Origin of the sequence: Pseudorhodoferax sp. LjRoot39, from assembly GCF_964253035.1 — a bacterium.
In the GTDB taxonomy this organism is placed as follows: Bacteria; Pseudomonadota; Gammaproteobacteria; order Burkholderiales; family Burkholderiaceae_C; genus Pseudorhodoferax.
Window position 1 is genome coordinate 4,109,846 of sequence record NZ_CAXUQL020000001.1, and the last position, 20,311, is coordinate 4,130,156.

Sequence of the window (20,311 nt, forward strand, 5' to 3'; positions counted from 1 at the left end):
ACTGGACGGCATCGGGCGCGGCGGGCAGTTCCTCGGGCTTGTCCGGGCCCAGGCCGATGACCACGAACGCGCCGCCGCCCCGGTGCCCGGCGTTGCACACGTCCGCGCAGTCTCAACAAGCCCGCCTGCGTGCGGAACGCATGCCTGTCCAGGTGGAGCGCGACAAGGTTTCGCCACAGTTGTGTGCGCGAGCGGCGGGAGAATCGACGCACCGCTACCTCTTCGATCCCGATGACACCAGCCTTTGCCGAGGTCAGCTACAACCATTGGGTCGTGGCGCTCTCATTCCTGATCGCCAGCTACGCGTCCTTCGTCGCGCTGGACCTGGCCCAGCGCGTGCGCACGAGCGACCGTACCATCGCCCGCGCCTGGTGGGTCGGCGGCTCGCTCGCGCTGGGCACTGGCATCTGGTCCATGCACTTCATCGGCATGCTGGCCGTCACGCTGCCGTTCGAGGTGGGCTACGGCTATGCCGTCACCGCACTGTCCTGGGTGGCGGCGGTGCTGGTCTCCGGCGTGGCGCTGCACACGGCCAGCCTGGCCACGCTGAACCTGGCGCGGCTGGGCCGTGGTGCGCTGGCCATGGGCGCCGGCATCTGCGCCATGCACTACCTGGGCATGGCCTCGCTGGAGCTGACGCCCGGCATCCGGTGGGATTGGCTGCTGGTGCTGGCATCGGGCGCCATTGCCGTCGTCGCATCGGCCGTGGCGCTGGTGGTCTTCTTCGCGCTGCGCGGCTACCGCGGCGTGGCCGCGCGCTACCGGCAGGTGCTGGCGGCCCTGGTCATGGGCGCGGCGATCAGCGGCATGCACTACACCGGCATGGCGGCGGCAGATTTCTCCACGGGCAGCGTGTGCCTGACCGTCGACGCACTGCGCGGCGACAGCCTGGGCGTGCTCGTCACGGTGGCTGCCACCTTGCTGCTGAGCATGGCCATGTTCACCTCGCTGCTGGATGCCCGCATGCAGGGCAAGACCGAGCGGCTGGCGGTGTCGCTGAAGGCCGCCAATGCCGAACTGCAGCAGATCGCCTTCCGCGACGCGCTGACCGGCCTGCCCAACCGGCTGCTGTTCGACGAGCGCGTGGCCTCGGCGGTGGAGCGTTGCCGGCGCGGCAAGACCCGCCTCGCGCTGCTGTTCATCGACCTGGACGGCTTCAAGCCGGTCAACGACTCGTTCGGCCACCGGGTCGGCGACGCCGTGCTGCAGGAGGTGGGGCGTCGCCTGGCGACTGGGCTGCGTGCCTGCGACACGGTGGCGCGCGTGGGCGGCGACGAGTTCGTGCTGCTGCTGGAGGGCGCCGGCGACTCGGCCGCCATCGCGCAGACGGCGCAGCGGCTCATCGATCTGGTCAGCGCGCCGATGGAGCAGGGCGGGCACGAGGTGCGGCTGTCGTGCTCGGTCGGTATCGCGCTGTTTCCCTCCGATGGCCCCGATGCCGAACTCATGGCCCACGCCGACGCGGCGATGTACGCGGCCAAGCGTGCCGGCGGTGCGTCCTACGCCTTCTTCGAGGCGCACATGAACGCCGGTGTGCGTGAGCAGCTCGAACTGCAGCGCGACCTGCGCCTGGCCATCGAACGCGGCGAACTGGTGTTGCACTTCCAGCCCAAGGTCAGTGCGGGACGCGAAGTCATCACCGGCGTGGAAGCGCTGGTGCGCTGGCAGCACCCCACGCGCGGCACGCTGGGCCCGGCGCTGTTCATTCCCGTGGCAGAGCGCTTCGGCCTGATCTCCGCGCTCGGCAACTGGGTCATCGAGGAGGCCTGCCGCCAGATCGCGGCCTGGTACGGGCAGGGCCTGCGCCTGCGCGTGGCTGTCAACCTGTCGGTGCACCAGTTGCGCCAGGAGGATTTCGTTCGGCGCGTGGCGGCCACCATCGCGCGGGCCGGCATCGACGCGACGCAGCTGACCTTCGAGATCACAGAGTCGGTCGCCATGGAGGACGCCGAGGGCACGCGCAAGGCCTTCGAGGCGCTCGGCGCCATCGGCGTGCACCTGTCCATCGACGACTTCGGCACCGGCTACTCCAGCCTGTCCTACCTGCGCCAGTTGCAGGTGGGCGAGCTCAAGATCGACCGCTCCTTCGTGCAGGACCTGGAGTCCAGCGCCGACGCGCGCGCCATCGTCGAGGCGGTGATCCGGCTGGCCCATGCGCTGGGCCTCAAGGTGGTGGCCGAGGGCGTGGAGACCGCGGCGCAGCAGGATGTGCTGACCCGGCTGCAGTGCGACGACCTGCAGGGCTTTCTGTTCGCCAGGCCGATGGCGGCCGAGCGCGTGGCCGAGTGGGCCGCGGACAGGTGCCGGTCCGACCAGGTGGCGTTCGCGCTGTCGACCTATCAACCGGCCTGCGCTTTCAAGCTTTCAGCACAGGCCCCTGCAGCCCGGGCTTGAGGCAGCCCGATGCCACCGGCGTGCGAAAGCGCGCGTAGGCCAGCTCGGCATTCCACTGCGTGCAATGGGCGCCGCCCAGCTGCTTTGTCTCTGCATCGGCCCGGCGCGCGATGCGCAGCGGGTGTGCGCCGTCTTGCAGCAGCAGCCGGGCGAAAGTCTCCTGTGCATCCTCTGTTGTGATGATTTCCGAATCCAAGGAAGTGGAAAGAATCACAGAAGGACTGACGAAGAACTGCGCTCGGTCCTCACGCTACGCCATCGAGAAGCGGGCCCTGGGAGGAATCGACATGCATGGTGACGGTACAGCTGGCCTGCGAGCGGCGCCCGCGCGCGGTATGCGGTGGCCCTTCTGCCTGTTGCTGTCGGCTGTGTTGGCGGTCCTGTGGCCGGCCGCGCTGGCCGTGGGCCCCGCCTCGGCTCCAACTGGGCCGGCCTCCGTGGCGGCCGCACCTCCTGCAGATGCAGCGTCTGCCACCGCAGGGCTGTCGGCGGCGCGCACGCGCTATCCAGCAGCTGCCACGGCGCCCGCCCCGCACGCCGGCAGGCAGCCGCGCGTCGATGGTGTCGAAATCGGCGCGCCGGTCGATGCAGCCGGCAAGGGCGCCACCACGCTGCGCGGCACGCCATTGCTGTCACGCGAACCAGACAGCTTTCCCACGGAGCCACGGCCTGTCTTCGGGCAGATGGACCAAGTCTTCGATCCGAAGACGGAGAAGCTGGTTCCGCTCGAGTACCTGCGTGTGACGGACAGCCGCAACTTGCCGGCGGCGCGCCAGGCCGTGCGCGGACAGAACACCTGGATGCTCTGGGGACAGGGCAACGAGGTCTTCTGGGGCTGGTTGCAGGAACAGGGCTACGGTCTGGCCGACTTCCTGGTGCTGCTCGATTCGCGGCAGCGCGGGAGCCGCTTCAAGGATCTCGGCGTGGTCAACCAGCCGGGCATGCGTGCGAAGCTGGACGAGCCGATTCTGGGCCTGTATCTGGACGAGGCGGACGGCGACAAGGTCTGGCTGGAGGGCTTCTACCGGCCCGCCTCGCGGCGCGGGCGCGAGCCCTTCGAGATCGGCGACCGCAAGCTCTACGCGGCCACCATGGCCCGTCTGGCTCAGGACGGCGTCGATCCCCTGGTCTATGGCTACCCCTCGGGCGTCGTGGGGCTGCGCCTGCTGCCCAATCCCGACTTCTTCGGTGATACGCCGGCCGCGGAACAGGCGCGTGCTTACTGGAAGGAGAAGGTCACCGATGCAGCGCCCGGTGCCTACTACTTGAAGGACACGAAGGACAGGCCGCGCCAGGCCATCCATGCCGATCCGGCGCTGGTGCGTCCATTCCGCATCAGCATGGCCTGCGCGTTCTGCCATGTTGCCCCCCATCCGCTGAACCCGCCGGCCGATCCCGAAAACCCCGAATGGGCCAATCTGTCCAGCATCATCGGCGCGCAGTACTGGAATCCGCCCAAAGCTTTCCTGAACCTCAAGCAGCCGCACAGCTTCCTGTGGCAGCTCGTGGCCAGCCAGCAGCGGGGCACCGTCGACGCCTCGCTGGTCAGCACCGACCACATCAACAACGCCAACACCATGAATGCGGTGTTCGAGGTCAACGCGCGCAACCAACGGGCTCTCCTCAATCCGCCAGAAGAGCAGAGCGTGGCAAACCTGCTGCAGCCCAGCAGCGCCGATCGGCCGGACACCAGCCCGCGCCATACGCCACGTGTGTTGGTCGACGGTTCGGACAGCATCGGGCTCGAAGGCGCGCTGGCGCGCGTGTACCTCAACATCGGCGCTTACGCAGAGCAGTGGCAGCACCTGCACAACCCGTTCATCGGTTTCACCGCGCAACGCCCGTTCGAGCTGGCCACTGTGCAGCAGAAATCGGTCTACTGGCAGGCGACCGAGCGTTACCGCATCCCGCAGCTGGCGGCTTTTTTCACCCATGTGACCGAGCGCGGTGCGACGGTCACGCAGGCCATGAAGCTCAGCGCCACGAAAGAGGGGCGCGAGCGTCTGGCCGGGAAGGAGAAACTGGTCAAGTCCGGCCGCGAGGTTTTCCTGCAGAACTGCGCGGTGTGCCATTCCAGCAAACAGCCGTCGAACTTCGCGCTGAATTTCTCGCGCGGCTGGCGCACGGCTCCTGTGATGGCATCCGGTCCGCTGACGCTGCCGATGGACTACGCCGACTGGGACGCCTACCGGCTGAGCCCGGCGCACCAGGCCTATGTGGAACGCCTGAAGTCCTTCGTGCGCGAAGAGGAGGACGCGGGCAAGGATTTCGTGAAGGACAACTACCTGTCCACCGACATCCGCGTGCCGGTCACGCTGGTCGGCACCAATTCGGGCCGGGCGGTGGGAACCAACGCGATGCGCGGCCAAGTCTGGGACAACTTCTCCTCGGAAGACTACAAGAAGTTGCCGGAGGTGGGCGAAGTGCGCTTCTACAACCCCCGCCTGGCCGGCAGGGTGGCACTCGACCCGTGGGGCAACAACGACAGCTATGCGCCACCAAAAGGAGGCCCCGGCTATTACCGGCCGGCTTCGCTGGTGAGCCTGTGGGCCACGGCCCCCTATCTGCACAACAACGCGCTCGGTCGGCTCAACGCGCTTGACAAGGTTGATGCGCAAGGCAGGCGCCACCCCAGCAATGATCCCGATCCGTCGGTGGCCGCGCGGCTGGCCGGGTTCGACGACGGCATCGACAAGATGTTCTCGCGCGAAAAGCGGGTCGGAGGCAGCGGCCAGCTGGGCGACCTGCGCCGGGAGATCGCACGCTACGCGCAGGAACCCGGCTTCATCTACCGCACGACGGAGCCGACATGGATCGACTTTCGCGCAGTCTTCATCCGTCCGTTGCTGGCCGGCTTGGTAGGCGAGACGGTGCTGGACTTCGCCACCCGCTGGGTGTGGTTGCTGGGCGCTGTCATCGCCGCTGTGCTGGCGCTGGTGGCGCGCGCGCGTTGGGCCGGCTTCGTGCTGGCCGCGTTTGCGGCCGGCGTGGCGGCGCTGCTGCACGCGAGCGGCATTGCGGGCATCCATCCTTGGCTTTGGTGGATTCCGGCGCTGGCAGCGCTTGGCGCGGCGGTGTTCCTGCTCCTGCCGTGGCTGCGCCTGCCCACGCGCATCTTCTTCGGCCTGAGCGCGCTGGGCTCGCTCGCCATCGCCTGGTACCTCGGCGCCTGGGTCGACGGCCGCGGCAGCGACATCCGACTGGGACCCATCCCCCGGGGTACGCCTGTCAGCCTGGTGATGAACCTGAGTCCACAGGCGCCGTTCGCGGATCTGTTCAACGCTGCGGCGGGCCTGACGCGCGGCATGCTGCGTGTTCGCAAAGAGTTTCCGGGCGAGGCGTTGGCGCGCGATGAGCAGCCGCTTGCCGCCTTCTTGGCGGAGGCCGAGGAGCCGCTGCTGAAGGCCAGCAAATGTCCGGACTTCGTGCTCGACCGCGGCCACTGGTTCGCCGAGAACCTGTCGGAGCTGGAGAAGACGCAGCTCAAGGCCTTCCTGGAGACCCTGTGAAATGGCGCCGAGTTCCATGAACGCCCCGGGTCCGGACGACCGCACTGCGCTGCTCCGGCTGGCGCGCGACCCGGAAAGCACACCGTTTGACTACATCGTGGTCGGCTCGGGCGCGGGGGGCGGTCCCCTGGCTGCGCGGCTGGCGCTCGGAGGGCGGCGGGTGCTGGTGCTCGAAGCCGGCGTCGACCCCGCGCAGCCGGAGCCGGGCACGCAGCCGCGCGACGTCTATGCGGTGCCAGGCTTTCATGCCGCGGCAACGGAAGACCCGCAGACGAGCTGGATGTTTTCGGTGCGGCACTACGAGAGTGACGCCGACCAGGCCCGCGATTCCAAGTACGACGCCAGCCATGACCCGCGCAGCGGCACCTGCAAGGGCGGTATCCAGTACCCGCGCGCCGCCGCCATCGGCGGCTGCACTGCGCACCACGCGATGATCATCGTGCGCCCCAACGACGCGGACTGGGACCGGATCGCCGAGCGCACCAACGATGCGTCCTGGCGCTCCGAACGCATGCAGGGCTACTTCACCCGGATCGAGCGTTCGCTGGGCTATGGCATCTACGAGAGCTATGTGCACCGTGTGACCGGCGGGCTGTCCGGCCTGGTGCGCAGGATCGCGGCGTGGATCGAGCCGCGCCGTCAGCTCGACACCGGGGGCCATGGCACGCAGGGCTGGCAGCCCACCAACTTCATCGATCCGGTGGTGATCGCCCGCATCGTGCGCGGCGACCGCCCGTTGCGGCGCCTCCTGCTCGGCGTCGTCCTGGCCACGCTGGGGACTCGCGGCAAGCGCGCCGGGCTGCTGGGCGCATTGCTGCGTTCGCAGCTGCTGTCTTCCCTGGATCCCAACGCGCGCTCGCCCAACCTGCCGGCGCGTGCGCACGTGTCGCTGCTCTCCATCGGCACCGAGAACGGGCGCCGCAGCGGCCTGCGCGAGCACCTGTTGAGCGTGCAGGCGGACCATGGACCGCAACTGGTCATCGAGACCGGCACGCACGTCACGCGGCTGCTGTTCGCGCCCGGTGAGCCGCCCAGGGCGATCGGCGTGGAATTGCTGCGCGGCGCGCACCTGTACCGCGCCAGTCCCTCCAGCCCGCAGGCGCGTGTGCCGGAAGACTCCGAGCGCTTTTTCGCACGCCGCGAGGTCGTCGTCTGCGGCGGCGCATTCAACACGCCGCAGTTGCTCATGCTCAGCGGCATCGGCGACCGGGCCGAACTCTGCCGCCATGGCATCACGGGACTGCACGGCAGGCACGGGGACGTGGTGGCGCCCACGGTGCACCTGCCCGGTGTGGGCATGCACCTGCAGGACCGGTACGAGGTCAGCATCGTCAGCGAAGCCAGTGCCGAGTTCTCCACGCTGGCCGACGCCACCTTCCAGCCCGGCGCGCCCGGCGACAAGGTGCTGGCACAGTGGAAGCACGACGGCAGCGGCCTTTACGCGACCAATGGCGGCGCGCTCGCGCTGATGATGTCGTCCAGCGGCAACCAGGCGGTGCGCCGCGACCCCGACCTCTTCATCTTCGGCGTGCCGGCGGCGTTCCGGGGTTACTACTGGAACTGGTCGCGCGAGCTGCTGATGCCGACCAAGGGCGCCGGTACCGAGCAGCGCAACCTGTGGACCTGGGTGATCCTCAAGGCCTACACCGACAACGACCGCGGCCGTGTGCGCCTGCGCAGCGGCGATCCGCTGGAGCCGCCGCAAGTCGATTTCGGTTCCTTCCCCGATACGCCAGACATGCCACGGGATCTCGATGCCCTGGCCGAGGCCGTGGTGCGCATGCGCGAGATCAACGCTGCGGTGCCCGAACTCGTGCGCGAGGTACAGCCTGGTCCGGCGGTGCCGGCCGGGCGCTCGGCGTTGCTGGACCGATGGATCCGCGATGAAGCCTGGGGTCATCACGCGTGCGGTACCTGCCGCATGGGTGCGGCGCCCTGGACCGCCGACCCTGCCGAACTGCCAGCGGGCGACGCGCAAAGCGTGCTGAGCAGCGACTTCCGCGTGCATGGCGTGCAGGGCCTGCGCGTGGTCGACACCTCGGTGTTCCCGCGCATCCCGGGCTACTTCATCGCCACGCCGACGTTCATGATCGGCGAGAAGGCGGCCGATCTGCTGCTGGGCGATCGGCCGGAGTACCCGCGTGGCCTCGCGGCGCGCGAAGCTGCTGCAGTGCATCTGCGCCGCCATACCGCCATGACCGGCGGTGCGCCACCGGGGGGCGGTTTGCCCGGCTCCGGCGGCGCTGGCGGAGCCGCCGGTTCGGAAACGCTACCGGACAACACCGTGGGCCTGGCGCTGTCGGGCGGTGGCGTGCGCAGCGCGACCTTCTGCCTGGGCGTGCTGCAGGCGCTGGCGAAGCGGGGCCGGTTGCGTCAGGTGGACATCGTGTCATCTGTGTCGGGCGGCGCGTTCGTGGCCTCCTTCTTGGGACGCCTCTATACCCGGCTGTCCAAAGACGTGCCCGACAAGCCGGCGCGCGTCGAGTCCATCCTGTGCAACACCACGGCCTCGGAGTTGTGGTGGCTGCGCCGCCATGCCAACTACATCGACAGTGGCAGCCGCGACGATCTGCAGGCGGACGTCGCCATCGTGCTGCGCAACCTTGGCTTCGTCTACCTGTGGCTGGGCCTGCTGTTCTTCGCGCTGTTCGGCTTGGCGCGCTGGGCCGCCGACTGGATGTTGCCGCTGTCGTGGTTGCCCTTGCCGTGGCAGCCGCAGCAGCCCTTGCTGTCGTTCGGCATCGCGCTGTCGCCGTGGTGGTGTCTGCCACCCTTGCTGGCGCTGTTCGGCTGCGCGCCCCTGGCTGCAGGTTACTGGTTCGTGCTGAAGGATCCGCGCGAAGGCGTACGCGAGGTGGTGCCCCTGCTGCTCTGGGTGGTTCTGTTGGTCGGCACCGTGTGGGGGCTGGGCGTGCCGATGTTGCGTCCGTGGGCCATGCTGAGTCTTGTGCTGGTCCTGCTGGCCTGGGGGGCGCAGGAGATCGCAGGCTGGCGGACTCCGCTGCCCGATCCCGAGCGCGCGCAGCGCGGGGCTCGGGACTCTGCCGCCGCGCGCGCGACGCTGCCGCCAAGCACCGTGGTGCGCAACCGTCTGTCGCGGGCACTGGGCAGTGCCTTGTTTGGTCTGGCCGTGGCACTGGGCTGGGTCGTGCTCGACTCGCTGGCCCGCGCAGCGGCGGCTGGCGAGTTGCAATGGGCTGGCTGGTCGATGGCAGGCGTCGTGCCGCTCCTGCCGGTGCTGCGGGCCGTTGCCATGCGGTTCATCAGCAGTTCGGACAAGGCAGCGCCTTCGGCCTTCGATGGCCCGACCCTGCAGGTTCTGCTGGCCGCGCTGGCATTCGGCCTGGTGTTCGCGCTGCTGTTTTGTGTGGACATGGCGGCCCACTGGGCGTTTGGCTTGCTGCTGGACGGCCAGTCCCAGATCGGCCAGTGGCTGACCATCGCCGCGCTGGTGGCCTCGCTGGCCATCGGGCGGGCCGTTGCGTACCTCAACCTGTCGTCCCTGCAGCAGGCCTACGGTCAAAAGCTGGTGCGCACCTTCCTGGGCGCTTCCAACGCCGCGCGCGTGCATCCGCCGGGCGTGGATGTGCCGGTGCCGGTGCATGTGCCCGATGCTTGCGATGACCTGGAGTTCGACCGCTACAAGCCGCATGCGCATGGCGGCCCGCTGCACCTGATCGGCGTATGCGTCAACGACACTGTGGACGGCACCTCGGGTCGTCAGCTGCGGGACGACAAGGGCCTGCCGATGTGCGTGGGGCCGGCCGGGCTCAGCGTGGGGCTGCATCACCATGCGCTGTGGCCGCAGGTTGAGGCCGGCGCATTGAAGCGCACCGTGCAGATGACGCCCGTGCGGACCGGTTCCAATCCGCAGCAGTTCCACGTGCTCGCGCGCAGCGATGGCGTGCTCGCGCAGGTCGAGCGGCTCAAGCTCGGGCAGTGGGTCGCGATCTCCGGGGCCGCTTTTGCCACTGGATTGGGCCGTGGCACCTCGCTGGTCCGCTCGGTGCTGATGGGGCTGTTCAACCTGCGCGTAGGCTACTGGTGGAACAGCGGCATCCGCGCAGACGAGCGGCCCGGGCGCTTTCCGCTGGACCTGTGGGGGAAGCTCAAGGGTTTGGCACAGTTCCTGTTTCCACTGCAGATGCACTTGCTGGCCGAGTGGCGTGCCCGCTTCCCGGGGGCGTCGGCGGCGCTGTGGTACCTCAGCGATGGCGGCCATTTCGACAATACCGGCCTGTACGAACTGCTGCGCCGCCGCGTGCCGTTCATGATTGCAGTGGACGCCACGCAGGACCAGGATTACTGCTTCGACGACCTGGCAGTGCTGACGCGCCAGGCGCGGTTGGACTTCGGCGCCACGATCGAGTGGGATGGGGCCAGGCTGCTGGCTGCGCGCGCTGTCCCCCCGGAGTTCGCCGCCTGGCTGAAGCCCGAGGGCATTGCGCGCGACCTGTCCTCGCTCAAGCGCGATGCAGGTCGCTGTGCGACGCTGGCCCGGGTGACCTATGCCGACGACCCGTCCCGAACCTGTTGGCTGCTGCTGATCAAGCCCTGCGTGGGCATGGAGCTTCCCGCGGACACCCGCTACCAGGCGGCGACGCATCCATCCTTCCCGCAGGACCGCACGGTCGACCAGTTTTTCGACGATGCGCAATGGGAGGCCTACCGCGTCCTGGGCATGCGGGCGGGCGAAACGGTGATCGGTTGAGGAGGCTGCCCGCGCACAGGCCTCTCACCTGGGCCGCGGTGGCTCCCGGCATCCGTCGGCACCCCAACGGGCTGTACCTGCGGAAAGACCAATGGGCCGGCAAGCGAAAAGCCTGCTCCGCTGGTCTCAGTCCTTGGCCGGCGGGGGCGTCGTCGCGCGGGCGTGCAGCGCTTCGTTGATGGCCTGCGCCAGGCTCGCGTCGGTGACCGGCTTGCGCAGGCAGGGCATGCCCAGCTGCAGTGCCGCCGCCAACATCTCGGGTGAGCTGTCGGCTGAGACCAGCACGGCGGGCAGGCCGGGGCGGTGCTCGCGCAGTCGCCTGACAGTCTGCAGACCATCGGTGTCGTCCAGGCGATAGTCCACCACCGCCACTTCCACGGGCTCCTTGGCCACCACTGCGCAGGCCGCCTCGACAGTGGACACGGCATGCACCTTGCAGCCCAGGCTGGCGAGCGCGTGCCGGTAAGCCGACAGCACTGCCGCGTCGTCGTCCACCACGAGCACGCGGCGCGCGATCATGGCCGGCAGCGCATGCGAGCTGCCACCCACGACCGGCTCGGCACCGCCAGCGGCGGGCATGTCCAAGTGCACGCGCGTGCCTTCGCCCACGCGCGACTCGACCGCATAGCGGATGCCCGTCAACCGTGCCAGGCGGCGCACGATGCCAAGGCCAAGGCCATGGCCGCGCCGCCGGTCGCGCTGCGGATTGCCGACCTGGGCGAAGTCCTCGAACACCCTCTCCTGGTCCTGGTCGTCCAAGCCCCGCCCGGTGTCCCACACTGTCAGCCGGATGCGGTCCTTGTCCAGCAGACTCGCCCGTGCGCCGATGCTGCCTTGCTCGGTGAACTTCAGCGCGTTGTCCAGAAGGTTGGAGACGATGCGGCGTAGCATTTCCACATCGCTTGTCACGAAAACTCCGTCTTCGCACTCGCAGCACAGTGTCAGCGACTTGGCATGCACGGACGGTCGCAGGCGCTCGCAGACGTTTTCCAGGAAGCGCTTGAGCGGGATTTGCTGCAGATGCGGGCGCACCGCGCCGGCGTCGAGCTGGGAGATGTCGAGCAGGCCGTCGAGCATCTGGCGCAGCACTTCGATGCCCTCGCTGATCTCCTGTGCGATGGCGCGGGTCTCGCCCTCCAGCTGCATGCGTGTCAGGGTGCCGCTGTTCAGGGCCAGGCTCTGCATGGGCTGGCGCAGGTCATGGCTCGCCGCAGCCAGGAAGCGGCTCTTGGAAAGGTCGGCGCGAACCGCCGCGTCGCGCGCCTCGGCGAGCTGCTCGCGTTCGTGCGACAACTGCTCGAGCAGGACCGTGTTCTGCGTACGGATGCGGAACGCCTCTTCGAAAACGCGGCGGTTCTGCTCTGAGAAGCGAAACTGCACGCCCAGCAGCATCAGCAACAGGGCGGCGATCGCCCACGACCACCAGTGTGGCTGCAAGGCCCACACCAGCGCCGATGGCACGACCACCCCAGCCTGAAAGCCGATGCTGACGGGCCTGATCGTGTAGGAGGCCGAGGCACTGCCCGCCGCCTGCGACATCGAGACCATCGTCAGGATCGCACTCTCGGCGGTGTCCATCCAGAACATGAAGCCGGCACTTGCTCCGTGAAGGCAACCCAGCAGCAAGGTGCTCCAGCCGGCCTGGCGCAGGCGCTCCGCGACCGGCCGCTCCACCTGGGCCACCAGCCGCCGGAACAACGCCAGCCGCCACTCCCGCGCGACGGTGACGGCGACTGCCCAGGCCACGGGATACGGCCAGGGCAGCCCGCCGACGACACCCATGGCGGCAATCATCAAAACCGCGGCGAAAATCTGCCAGCGCAGCTTGGATGAAAACTCTGTGATGGTCTGCAGACGGAGTTCGTCGAGATCGTCCGCAGAGCCGGCCGCAGCCGTCTTGTGGCCGTTGTCCATGGGGGGCTTCGTTGCGCCGTGCACGATCTGGTCCGGTGCGTTTACCCCAGCGCGTGCGTGGCTCCGGCCTGCAGGACGCGGCACAGGGCCGAGACGCGGTTCTTCACACCGAGCGCCCTGTAGACCATGGACAGGTGCACCTTGACCGTGCCTTCGGCGATGTCCAGGCGGCGCGCGATGCTCTTGTTCGGCAGCCCCTGCAAGGCCAGTGCGAGCACCTCGCGCTGCCGGGTCGACAGGTCGATGCGCAGGAAGTTGGCCAGGTCCTCGCTGCCGACTTCGTCGGCCTCGTGGCCGCGCACCACGTCCTCGGAGAAGACGAACTCGGCCGGCACATAGACCCGCTGGCGCAGCACCAGGCGCAGCGCCATGGACATGTCTGCCTCGCTGTAGGACTTGGGAATGAAGCCGGATGCCCCGGCTTCCAGCACGGCGCGGATGTGATCACTCCCGCTCTCGGCCGAAAGCATGCAGACGCTGGCACCTTCGAACCGTTGCTGCATGCGCTGCAATGCCGGCAGGCCGGACAAGCCGGGCAAGTGGTAGTCCAGCAGCACGAGATCGACATCGCTGCACGGCAGCGCGCATGCAGCCTCCACGTCGAGTACAGCCTGGAACTGCAATGTTCCGGCCACCCCACCGGTTTCTCGGTGCATTTCTTCCAAGAGGCGCCGGGTGCCGTTCCAGATCAGCTGATGGTCGTCGACCAGTACAACATGCAACGCACACCTCCAGGCTTGCGTGGCCTCCGTCACCCTTGGCAGTGAACAGATCGCACACTGCCGCCAGCTTATCCCATGCGAGCCGGCGCCGGTGCGGCAGGTCACTAAACCAAAGCACTAGCCGGCGGGCACAGACCGGAGTTCAGTCCAAAGGAGCGACGGTTTACTGGTGGGTGCGTGGCCCGGTCCCTAGACTTTCTCCATCGGAATCACCGACAGGAGGACCTTGCGATGCAGGCGACAACAACGAGCCCTGAGCGGATGGCCGTCGATGCCGAGGCGCAGTGGGACGGCCATCCCGTGCTGACTGCTCTGGTCGCAGGGTTGGAGCGGTGCGCCCATGGCATGGCGCTGCTCGACGCTGCGGGCGAGGCGTGGTTCGCGAACGCCAGTGCGCGCGCGCTCTTCAAACGTCTGGCCTCGGGCGCGGACCCAGATCCACAACGCGTGCGCTGGCCACGCGATCGACATGCCGTGCTTGCCAAGGTGTGCCTCCAGGGCCACCGCGAGCTGGTGGAGCTCAAGCTGCCAAAGGGCAGCGTGTCGGTGGCGCTGCTGCCCGTGCCGGTGCGGGACAGGCAGCTGGCGTTCGCCCTGTTCGGCCGCGAGGAGATCTGCGGGCCTGTCGAACTGCAGCAGTTCGCACTGCGCCACCAGCTCACAATGGCCGAGACCCAGGTACTGGGCGCGTTGTGCAGGGGGCTCGTCGCCAACGACATCGCGCTGGTGCATGGTGTTGCCCGTACCACCGTGCTCACGCAGATCGCGGCGATCCGCACCAAAACCGGCAGCCCCAGCGTACGCGCGCTGCTGGCCTTGATGTCGCGCATGCCGCAACTCGTCCCATTGATCGGCGTCGTGCACCATTGATCCTTGCCGATCAGCGCGTCGGCCCGCGATGCGGGAGACCGAGGGCAGACTGCAGGTTCGCGCTGTCGACGTCCGGGCGGCCTGATCAGTCCGGCGCGTCCTGCAGCACCGGCACCTGCAGCCCGAGCTTGAGGCAGCCCAGCGCCACCGAGGTGCGAAAGCGGCGCACGTTCTCGTCGCCGCGCAGCAAGCGCTCGGCCAGCGCGTCGTAGTCGGCCATCGTGGCCACGGTCACGACCAGCAGGTAGTCGGCCTCGCCCGTGATGGCGTAGCACTGCTGCACGGCGGGCTCGGCCGCGATGCGCGCATGCAGGCCGGCCGTGCGCCGCGGGTGCTCGTCGTGCACATGCACCTCCACCAGCAGCGTGAGCGGGCGGCCGAGCTTGGCAGCGTCCAGCACGGCCACCTCGGCGCGGATCACGCCGGTCTCGCGCAGGCGCTGGATGCGCCGCTGCACGGCCGGGGCCGACAGGTGCACTTCCTGCGCGATCAGGCGCTGCGGCACGGTGTTGTCGCGCTGCAGGATGTCCAGGATGGCGAGGTCGAAGCTGTCCAGCGCAGGGGCGGCTCGTGCGGGCATGGGTGCGAGCGAAAGTTGCGTTCGAGGGCTGAAATTCGAGCAAGAACGAGGAGGTCGGCGCAATACATTCTCCCCGATGTCTTTCCCGCGCAGCCCCGTCGGCACCTCCCTGTGGTTCCCTTTCCTGGCCATCCTCGGCGCCGTCGGCTTCCTCGGGATCGGCACCTCCTGGGCCAAGATGGCTCTGTTCCCGCTGGTGGGCGCACAGGGCACGACGGCCTTGCGCGTGGGCCTGTCGGCCGTGGTGCTGCTGCTGTTGTGGCGGCCCTGGCGGCGCCTGCCCAACCGCGCGGACCTGCGCGTGATCGCCTGCTACGGCGTGGCGCTCGGCGTCATGAACCTGGCGTTCTACATGGCGCTGCGCACGCTGCCCTTCGGCGTGGCGGTGGCCATCGAGTTCTCGGGCCCGCTGGCGGTGGCGCTGTACGGCTCGCGTCGGCCGCTGGACTTCGTCTGGGTGGCGCTGGCCGTGGCCGGGCTGGCGCTGCTGCTGCCGCTGGGCCACGGCGTCGGCACGCTCGACCCGGTGGGCGTGGGCTTCGCGCTGCTGGCGGCGCTGTGCTGGGCCACCTACATCGTCTTCGGCAAGCGCGTGGGCCATGTGCCGGCGGGCCTGTCGGTGTCGATGGGCCTGGCCGTGGCCGCGCTGGTGGTGCTGCCGGTGGGCGTGGCGCATGCGGGCACGGCGCTGCTCTCGTTGCCGGTGCTGGGTGTCGGCCTGGGCGTGGCCATCCTGTCCAGCGCGGTGCCGATCTCGCTGGAGATGCTGGCGCTGCAGCGGCTGCCCCGGCAGGCGTTCGGCATCATGATCAGCATGGAGCCGGCCGTGGCGGCCCTGGTGGCGCTGGGCCTGCTGGGCGAGCGGCTCAGCGCGGGGCAGTGGGCGGCGATCGGGCTGATCATGGCGGCCTCGATGGGCAGTGCCGCCACGGCGCGCGGCATGGCCGCGCCGCAGTCCGTCAGGAAAGTGGCCGACGCCGCCGCACTGGCGCAGCGCTGACGGCGGCGGGGGCCACGCCTGCCAGCAGGTGCTCCACGAACAGCTGCGCGGCCGGCGCCAGCGCTTCGCCCGCGCGCAGGCACAACACCAGCTGGCGCGCGGCCCAGTCCTCGGCCAGCGGCACGCGCTGCACACCGGCGGCGCGGGCACACCGCACGGCCACCGATCGCGGCACGATGCCCAGGCCGATGCCCTGGCCGATGCCCTGGCCGACCAGCCGGCAGACCGACTCGAAGCTGCGCAGGCGCACGCGGTAGTCCAGCCGCCGACCGATGCGGCGCGCATGCCGCGCCAGGTGGGCGTGGAATGCGCTGTGCTCGGCCAGCCCGACCAGCGGCGTGGCCGCCACCTCGGCCAGCGTGACGCCGGCCCGCCCGGCCCAGGCATGGCCGCGCGGCACCACCAGCACCAGCGGATCGGGCCACAGCGGATGCACTTGCAGGCCGGCGAGGTCGGCCGCGTCCGAGGCCAGGCCGATGTCGCACAGGCCCAGGCGCAGCGCGTCGGCGATCTCCTCGCTGGGCCGCTCCTCCAGGTCCACCGAGATGCCGGCGTGGACGGCCAGGAAGCCGCTCAGCACGCCGGGCAGGTGCTCGGCCATGGCCGAGGTGTTGCACAGCAGCCGCACCTGGCCCTGCAGGCCCGCGCCGTAGCTGCCCATGTCGGCCTGCAGCCGCTCGACCTGCAGCAGCAACTGGCGCGCATGCTGCAACAGGCTGTGGCCGGCCGGCGTGGGCTGCACGCCGCGCGGTACGCGCACCAGCAGCGGCACGCCCAGCGAATCCTCCATGGCGCGGATGCGCTCGCTGGCCGAGGCCAGCGTCATGTGGCTCGCCGCCGCGCCGCCCGTGATGGAGCCGGCCGCGTGCACGTGGGCGAACAGGCGCAGGTCGGTCAGGTCGAAGCGCATGTCCGCACGCTAGCACGCGGGCGCGGCCCGTGCCTCAGGCATTGCCTGAGCCGGGCTGCGCGCATGCCGGCTGGTGGAGCCGGGGGACGCTGCGCAGAATCGGCGCCATGCTCCTGTCCGACAACCTCGCCCAATCGCCGGTGCTGCTGCCCACGCTCGTGGCCGGCGTGTTCCTGCTGGCCGGCCTCGTCAAGGGCGTGGTGGGCATGGGCCTGCCGACCGTGGCGCTGGGCCTGCTGGCGCTGTGGATGTCGCCGGCCGAGGCCGCGGCGCTGCTGATCTGGCCCTCGCTGCTCACCAACCTGTGGCAGATGCAGCCCTGGGGCCGGATCGCCGCCATGCTGCGCCGGCTCTGGCCCATGCAGGCCGGCGTGGTGGCCGGCACGCTGGGAGGCGCCTGGGCCTTCGGTGGGCTGGGCGGTGCCTGGGCGCCCGTGGCGCTGGGCGCGGCGCTGCTCGCCTATGCGCTGTGGGGGCTGGCGGGCCGGCGGCTGTCGGTCGCGCCCACGGCCGAGCCGGTGTGGGGCCCGCTGGTCGGCACCGCGACCGGCCTCGTGACCGCCGCTACGGGCGTGTTCGTGCTGCCCGCCGTGCCCTACCTGCAGGCGCTGCGCTGGAGCAGCGAGGAACTGATCCAGGCCATGGGCATCTCGTTCACGGTGTCCACGCTGGCGCTGGCCGCGGGCCTGCGCCTGGGCACCGCCCGGGTGGACATGCCCTGGGGGCTGTCGCTGGCCATGCTGGTGCCGGCGCTGGCGGGCATGGCCCTGGGCGCGGCGCTGCGGCGCCGGCTGTCACCGGCGCTGTTCCGGCGCTGCTTCTTCCTGGGGCTGCTGGCGCTGGGCGTGCACATGCTGCTGCGCGGCTGAACGCGCGCGGCGCCGGGCCGGATCAGGCCAGGGCCTTGCCGAATGTGGCCAGCAGGCGCGTCCAGGCGCGCTCGGACTGGGCGGCGTCGTACACCCGCGTGTCGGGCGGGCACCAGCCATGGGCCGCGGGGTAGACCTCCACCTCGGCCGGCAGCTTGGCGCTCTCGATCGCGCTGCGCAGCGTGGCCTTGGCCTCGGGATCCTTGGCGTCGTCGTTCTCGGCCACCGCGATCAGGTAGTGCGCCTGTGTCTGCGCCACCAGGCGGTGCGGGCTGTCGGGTGCAGCGGTCACCATGGCAGCGCCGTGGAAGCTGCCGACCGCGCCCACGCGGCCCGGCGCCACGGTGGCCGTGCGCACCGCGATCGGCCCGCCCATGCAGTAGCCGGTGGTGCCCATCCTGCGCTTCTTGTCCACTTCGCTCTGGGCGTCGAGCCAGGCCACGAAGGTCTTGCCGTCGCTGAGGTGCATGGCCGGCGTCAGGGCCTGCATCAGCGGCATCACCTCGGCGATCGGTGTCTGTCCGCCCTGCGGCGCGGTGGGCGCCTTCTTCTGCCGGTAGAAGGGGTTGACCACCAGCACGCTGTAGCCCGACTCGGCCAGGCGGCGGCCCATCTGCCGGAACGCGGGGCGCAGGCCGAACACGTCGGGCCAGACCAGCACGCCGGGTGCGCTGCCCGAGGTCGGGGCCACGAAGTAGGCATCGCAGACACCGTCGGGCGTGGTGATGCTGACCTCGCGCTCGGCCACGGCCGCGGCATTGGCCACGGCGGGCAGCGCGGTCAGCAGGCCGGCGGACGCGGCCCAGGCGCCGAAGTCGCGCCGGGTGTACTTGTGGAGCTCTTCCTGGTCGTTCAGATCGCACATGGTGGTTTCCTTTCCATTGGCTCGAAAAACAGCCGGGCTTATGCCACGGATCGGGATGACCGGCAACGCGGCAGGGCTTCAGGTGGGCGGCGTCGGCGCCTGCCGCCCGTTCATGTACTGGTTGGTCGTGAGGCCCATGGACACGTAGATGCTGGTAAGCCCTTCGATGCCCACGTCGGCGCGGCTGACCCATTCCTCGGGCACGTAGAGCAGGCCGCCGCCGACCGGCACCGGCGCGGTCGGCACCAGCACGCCCAGGTAGCGGCGGCCGCCGTCCATGACCACGGGCTCGGGCGTGCACAGCAGCGCGAGCACCGCGACCTTGCGCGCGTCGTCGCCCTGCGCGCCGTCGGCCGGCCGGCCGCCGAAGTGCAGCCACACCGGGCTCATGGAGCCCAGGCCTTCGCCGCTCTTGCGCGAGAACAGCTCGACCATGCGCGTGACCAGGTCGTAGATGTTGCGCACCAGCGGGATGCGCAGCATCAGCCGGTCGACGATGCGCCGCACGCCCACCTGCAGGCCGGCCTCCACCAGCAGGCCGAGCCCGTAGATGGCCGCGCACAGCAGCAGCAGGCCCAGCAGGTAGCCGATGGACTCGGACCGCGAGACCGAAACGCCGATGGCCACCAGCACCGAGCCGAACACGCTGGAGGGCCCGAGCCAGGCCGACAGCAGCTGCCAGATCCAGGCCAGCAAGGTCAGCGTGGCCGCCAGCGGCAAGATCGCGGCCAGCCCGGTCAGGAAGGTGCGGCCCAGGTGGCGGGACTTGGTGCGAAGACGGTGGAGCATGGACGGGGCCGGTGTGCGAAGCGCCGCATGATAGGGGCGTACCGTGGCGCCCCCATGCAGGGGATGGCGCGGCCCTGGCCCGTACCGCACACTGGCACCGACTTCCGGAGAAGCTTGCATGTCCCCTGTCCTGCGCCACGCCGCGTTCCTTCTGGCCCTGGCCGGCAGCCTGTTCGGCGCAGCGGCCACGGCCCAGCCTGCGCGCGTTGCGCCGGTCGGCGCGCCCTGGCCGGCCGGCGCGGGCTTCGTGTTCGACCAACACGGTGCCAAGACGCGCCGCTCGGTCAGCGGCATCGCCTGTGGCCTGGACGAAGGCGGGCACCGCGTCTGCCTGCTGGCCTTCGACGAAGGGACGCAGGCACGCTTTGCGCGGCTCGGCGATGGCGTGCTGCAGCCGCTGCCCGAGCGCATCGACCTGGGTACCCGTGGCAAGGAACTCGATGCGGAGGGCGCCGCCATCGATGGCGATTTCTTCTATGTCACGGGCTCGCACGCGGTCAAGCGCAAGGACTGCAAGCCCAACCCGGGCAGCGGCTACGTGCTGCGGTTGCAGCGCGATGCGCGCACGGGCCTGCTGGCCGGCGCGGGCGATGCCGCCATCCAGCGCTCGCAGCGCCTGCGCGCCCTGCTGGAAGCCGACCCTGCGCTGAAGGCCCGGCTGGGGCCGGGCAAGTGCCTGGGCGAGGGAGGGCTCGACATCGAAGGGCTGGCCGTGCACGGGGGCCGCCTGCATTTCGGCCTGCGCGGCCCGACCGATGGCGCGGACGCGTTCATCGTGTCGGTGGATGCGCAGGCGTTCTTCTCCGGCGCGCCCGCGGCCCTGGTCCTCACGCGCGTGCCGGTGGGCGTGGGACTGGGCCTGCGCGACATGGCCGCGACCGGCCAGGGCCTGCTGCTGCTGGTGGGGCCGGACGACCGCGCCAGCCATGCCGGCCTGGGCTGGGCCATCTGGTCATGGGACGGCGGCGACCCGGGCCTGCCGCCCAAGGCGCTGGCGCAGCTGGACCTGGGCCAGGTCGCCTTGCGGGCCTGCGACAAGGAGACCAAGCCCGAGGGGCTCACGGTGCTCCAGGCGTCGGCGCACGCCTACCGCGTGCTGGTGCTGTCCGATGGCATGTGCGATGGCGGCCCGCTGTTGTTCGACGTCCCGCGCTGAGCGCGCCTGGGCACGTCGCCGC

Annotated in this window: 14 protein-coding genes; 7 read left to right on the plus strand and 7 right to left on the minus strand. The window is 70.0% G+C overall.

Going from position 1 to position 20,311, the window contains the following annotated elements:
- The first annotated feature begins 231 nt into the window (after positions 1 to 231).
- Positions 232 to 2,394 carry a putative bifunctional diguanylate cyclase/phosphodiesterase gene (locus tag ACSQ4M_RS19135; protein ID WP_436191009.1) on the plus strand — a complete coding sequence of 721 codons (2,163 nt, stop codon included), beginning with the start codon at positions 232 to 234 and terminating at the stop codon, positions 2,392 to 2,394.
- Here ACSQ4M_RS19135 and ACSQ4M_RS19140 read toward each other — a convergent pair.
- Positions 2,357 to 2,590, minus strand: coding sequence for a hypothetical protein (locus ACSQ4M_RS19140; RefSeq protein WP_436191010.1), 234 nt, complete (start codon positions 2,588 to 2,590; stop codon positions 2,357 to 2,359). The two genes, ACSQ4M_RS19135 and ACSQ4M_RS19140, sit on opposite strands and share 38 nt — an antisense overlap.
- Here ACSQ4M_RS19140 and ACSQ4M_RS19145 point away from each other — a divergent pair.
- Positions 2,574 to 5,903: a hypothetical protein gene (locus tag ACSQ4M_RS19145; protein ID WP_436191011.1), complete on the plus strand. Its 3,330-nt coding sequence runs from the start codon at positions 2,574 to 2,576 to the stop codon at positions 5,901 to 5,903. The two genes, ACSQ4M_RS19140 and ACSQ4M_RS19145, sit on opposite strands and share 17 nt — an antisense overlap.
- 16 nt (positions 5,904 to 5,919) lie before the next feature.
- Positions 5,920 to 10,614 carry a GMC oxidoreductase gene (locus tag ACSQ4M_RS19150; RefSeq protein ID WP_436191012.1) on the plus strand — a complete coding sequence of 1,565 codons (4,695 nt, stop codon included), beginning with the start codon at positions 5,920 to 5,922 and terminating at the stop codon, positions 10,612 to 10,614.
- A 126-nt stretch (positions 10,615 to 10,740) separates the two neighbouring features.
- Here the strand turns inward: ACSQ4M_RS19150 and ACSQ4M_RS19155 are convergent, their stop codons facing one another.
- Both ACSQ4M_RS19155 and ACSQ4M_RS19160 read right to left on the minus strand, forming a co-directional pair.
- Positions 10,741 to 12,528, minus strand: a complete 1,788-nt coding sequence (locus tag ACSQ4M_RS19155) for a hybrid sensor histidine kinase/response regulator (protein WP_436191013.1) — start codon at positions 12,526 to 12,528, stop codon at positions 10,741 to 10,743.
- Positions 12,529 to 12,569: 41 nt separating this feature from the next.
- Positions 12,570 to 13,250: a response regulator gene (locus ACSQ4M_RS19160; protein WP_436191014.1), complete on the minus strand. Its 681-nt coding sequence runs from the start codon at positions 13,248 to 13,250 to the stop codon at positions 12,570 to 12,572.
- A gap of 231 nt (positions 13,251 to 13,481) precedes the next feature.
- Between ACSQ4M_RS19160 and ACSQ4M_RS19165 the strand changes: the two genes are divergently transcribed.
- Complete coding sequence (locus ACSQ4M_RS19165; protein ID WP_436191015.1) at positions 13,482 to 14,120, plus strand: helix-turn-helix transcriptional regulator; 639 nt, start codon at positions 13,482 to 13,484, stop codon at positions 14,118 to 14,120.
- A gap of 85 nt (positions 14,121 to 14,205) precedes the next feature.
- Here the strand turns inward: ACSQ4M_RS19165 and ACSQ4M_RS19170 are convergent, their stop codons facing one another.
- Positions 14,206 to 14,700, minus strand: coding sequence for an Lrp/AsnC family transcriptional regulator (locus ACSQ4M_RS19170; RefSeq protein ID WP_436191016.1), 495 nt, complete (start codon positions 14,698 to 14,700; stop codon positions 14,206 to 14,208).
- 76 nt (positions 14,701 to 14,776) lie between these two features.
- Between ACSQ4M_RS19170 and ACSQ4M_RS19175 the strand changes: the two genes are divergently transcribed.
- The gene (locus tag ACSQ4M_RS19175) at positions 14,777 to 15,700 is read left to right on the plus strand and encodes an EamA family transporter (protein ID WP_436191017.1); all 924 of its coding nucleotides are present in this window, start codon (positions 14,777 to 14,779) and stop codon (positions 15,698 to 15,700) included.
- Here ACSQ4M_RS19175 and ACSQ4M_RS19180 read toward each other — a convergent pair.
- Complete coding sequence (locus tag ACSQ4M_RS19180) at positions 15,660 to 16,610, minus strand: LysR substrate-binding domain-containing protein (protein WP_436191018.1); 951 nt, start codon at positions 16,608 to 16,610, stop codon at positions 15,660 to 15,662. The two genes, ACSQ4M_RS19175 and ACSQ4M_RS19180, sit on opposite strands and share 41 nt — an antisense overlap.
- Positions 16,611 to 16,717: 107 nt before the next feature.
- On the opposite strand from ACSQ4M_RS19180, the gene ACSQ4M_RS19185 reads away from it, so the two are divergent.
- Positions 16,718 to 17,479, plus strand: coding sequence for a sulfite exporter TauE/SafE family protein (locus tag ACSQ4M_RS19185; protein WP_436191019.1), 762 nt, complete (start codon positions 16,718 to 16,720; stop codon positions 17,477 to 17,479).
- Positions 17,480 to 17,501: 22 nt separating this feature from the next.
- On the opposite strand, the gene ACSQ4M_RS19190 is transcribed toward ACSQ4M_RS19185, so the two are convergent.
- Together ACSQ4M_RS19190 and ACSQ4M_RS19195 are read right to left on the minus strand one after the other, a co-directional pair.
- Entirely contained in the window at positions 17,502 to 18,344 is an 843-nt protein-coding gene (locus ACSQ4M_RS19190; protein WP_436191020.1) for a dienelactone hydrolase family protein, read from the minus strand.
- A 78-nt stretch (positions 18,345 to 18,422) separates the two neighbouring features.
- Positions 18,423 to 19,133 carry a DUF502 domain-containing protein gene (locus tag ACSQ4M_RS19195; protein WP_436191021.1) on the minus strand — a complete coding sequence of 237 codons (711 nt, stop codon included), beginning with the start codon at positions 19,131 to 19,133 and terminating at the stop codon, positions 18,423 to 18,425.
- Between the two features lie 118 nt (positions 19,134 to 19,251).
- Between ACSQ4M_RS19195 and ACSQ4M_RS19200 the strand changes: the two genes are divergently transcribed.
- Complete coding sequence (locus ACSQ4M_RS19200; RefSeq protein ID WP_436191022.1) at positions 19,252 to 20,289, plus strand: DUF3616 domain-containing protein; 1,038 nt, start codon at positions 19,252 to 19,254, stop codon at positions 20,287 to 20,289.
- Positions 20,290 to 20,311 lie beyond the last annotated feature (22 nt).

What these genes read in the sequence shown, in the direction of transcription:
- ACSQ4M_RS19135 (WP_436191009.1), top strand. Translation starts at nt 232, where the DNA reads ATGACACCAGCCTTTGCCGAGGTCAGCTACAACCATTGGGTCGTGGCG.
- ACSQ4M_RS19145 (WP_436191011.1), top strand. Translation starts at nt 2,574, where the DNA reads ATGATTTCCGAATCCAAGGAAGTGGAAAGAATCACAGAAGGACTGACG.
- ACSQ4M_RS19150 (WP_436191012.1), top strand. Translation starts at nt 5,920, where the DNA reads ATGAACGCCCCGGGTCCGGACGACCGCACTGCGCTGCTCCGGCTGGCG.
- ACSQ4M_RS19155 (WP_436191013.1), bottom strand. Translation starts at nt 12,528, where the DNA reads ATGGACAACGGCCACAAGACGGCTGCGGCCGGCTCTGCGGACGATCTC.
- ACSQ4M_RS19165 (WP_436191015.1), top strand. Translation starts at nt 13,482, where the DNA reads ATGCAGGCGACAACAACGAGCCCTGAGCGGATGGCCGTCGATGCCGAG.
- ACSQ4M_RS19170 (WP_436191016.1), bottom strand. Translation starts at nt 14,700, where the DNA reads ATGCCCGCACGAGCCGCCCCTGCGCTGGACAGCTTCGACCTCGCCATC.
- ACSQ4M_RS19175 (WP_436191017.1), top strand. Translation starts at nt 14,777, where the DNA reads ATGTCTTTCCCGCGCAGCCCCGTCGGCACCTCCCTGTGGTTCCCTTTC.
- ACSQ4M_RS19180 (WP_436191018.1), bottom strand. Translation starts at nt 16,610, where the DNA reads ATGCGCTTCGACCTGACCGACCTGCGCCTGTTCGCCCACGTGCACGCG.
- ACSQ4M_RS19185 (WP_436191019.1), top strand. Translation starts at nt 16,718, where the DNA reads ATGCTCCTGTCCGACAACCTCGCCCAATCGCCGGTGCTGCTGCCCACG.
- ACSQ4M_RS19190 (WP_436191020.1), bottom strand. Translation starts at nt 18,344, where the DNA reads ATGTGCGATCTGAACGACCAGGAAGAGCTCCACAAGTACACCCGGCGC.
- ACSQ4M_RS19195 (WP_436191021.1), bottom strand. Translation starts at nt 19,133, where the DNA reads ATGCTCCACCGTCTTCGCACCAAGTCCCGCCACCTGGGCCGCACCTTC.
- ACSQ4M_RS19200 (WP_436191022.1), top strand. Translation starts at nt 19,252, where the DNA reads ATGTCCCCTGTCCTGCGCCACGCCGCGTTCCTTCTGGCCCTGGCCGGC.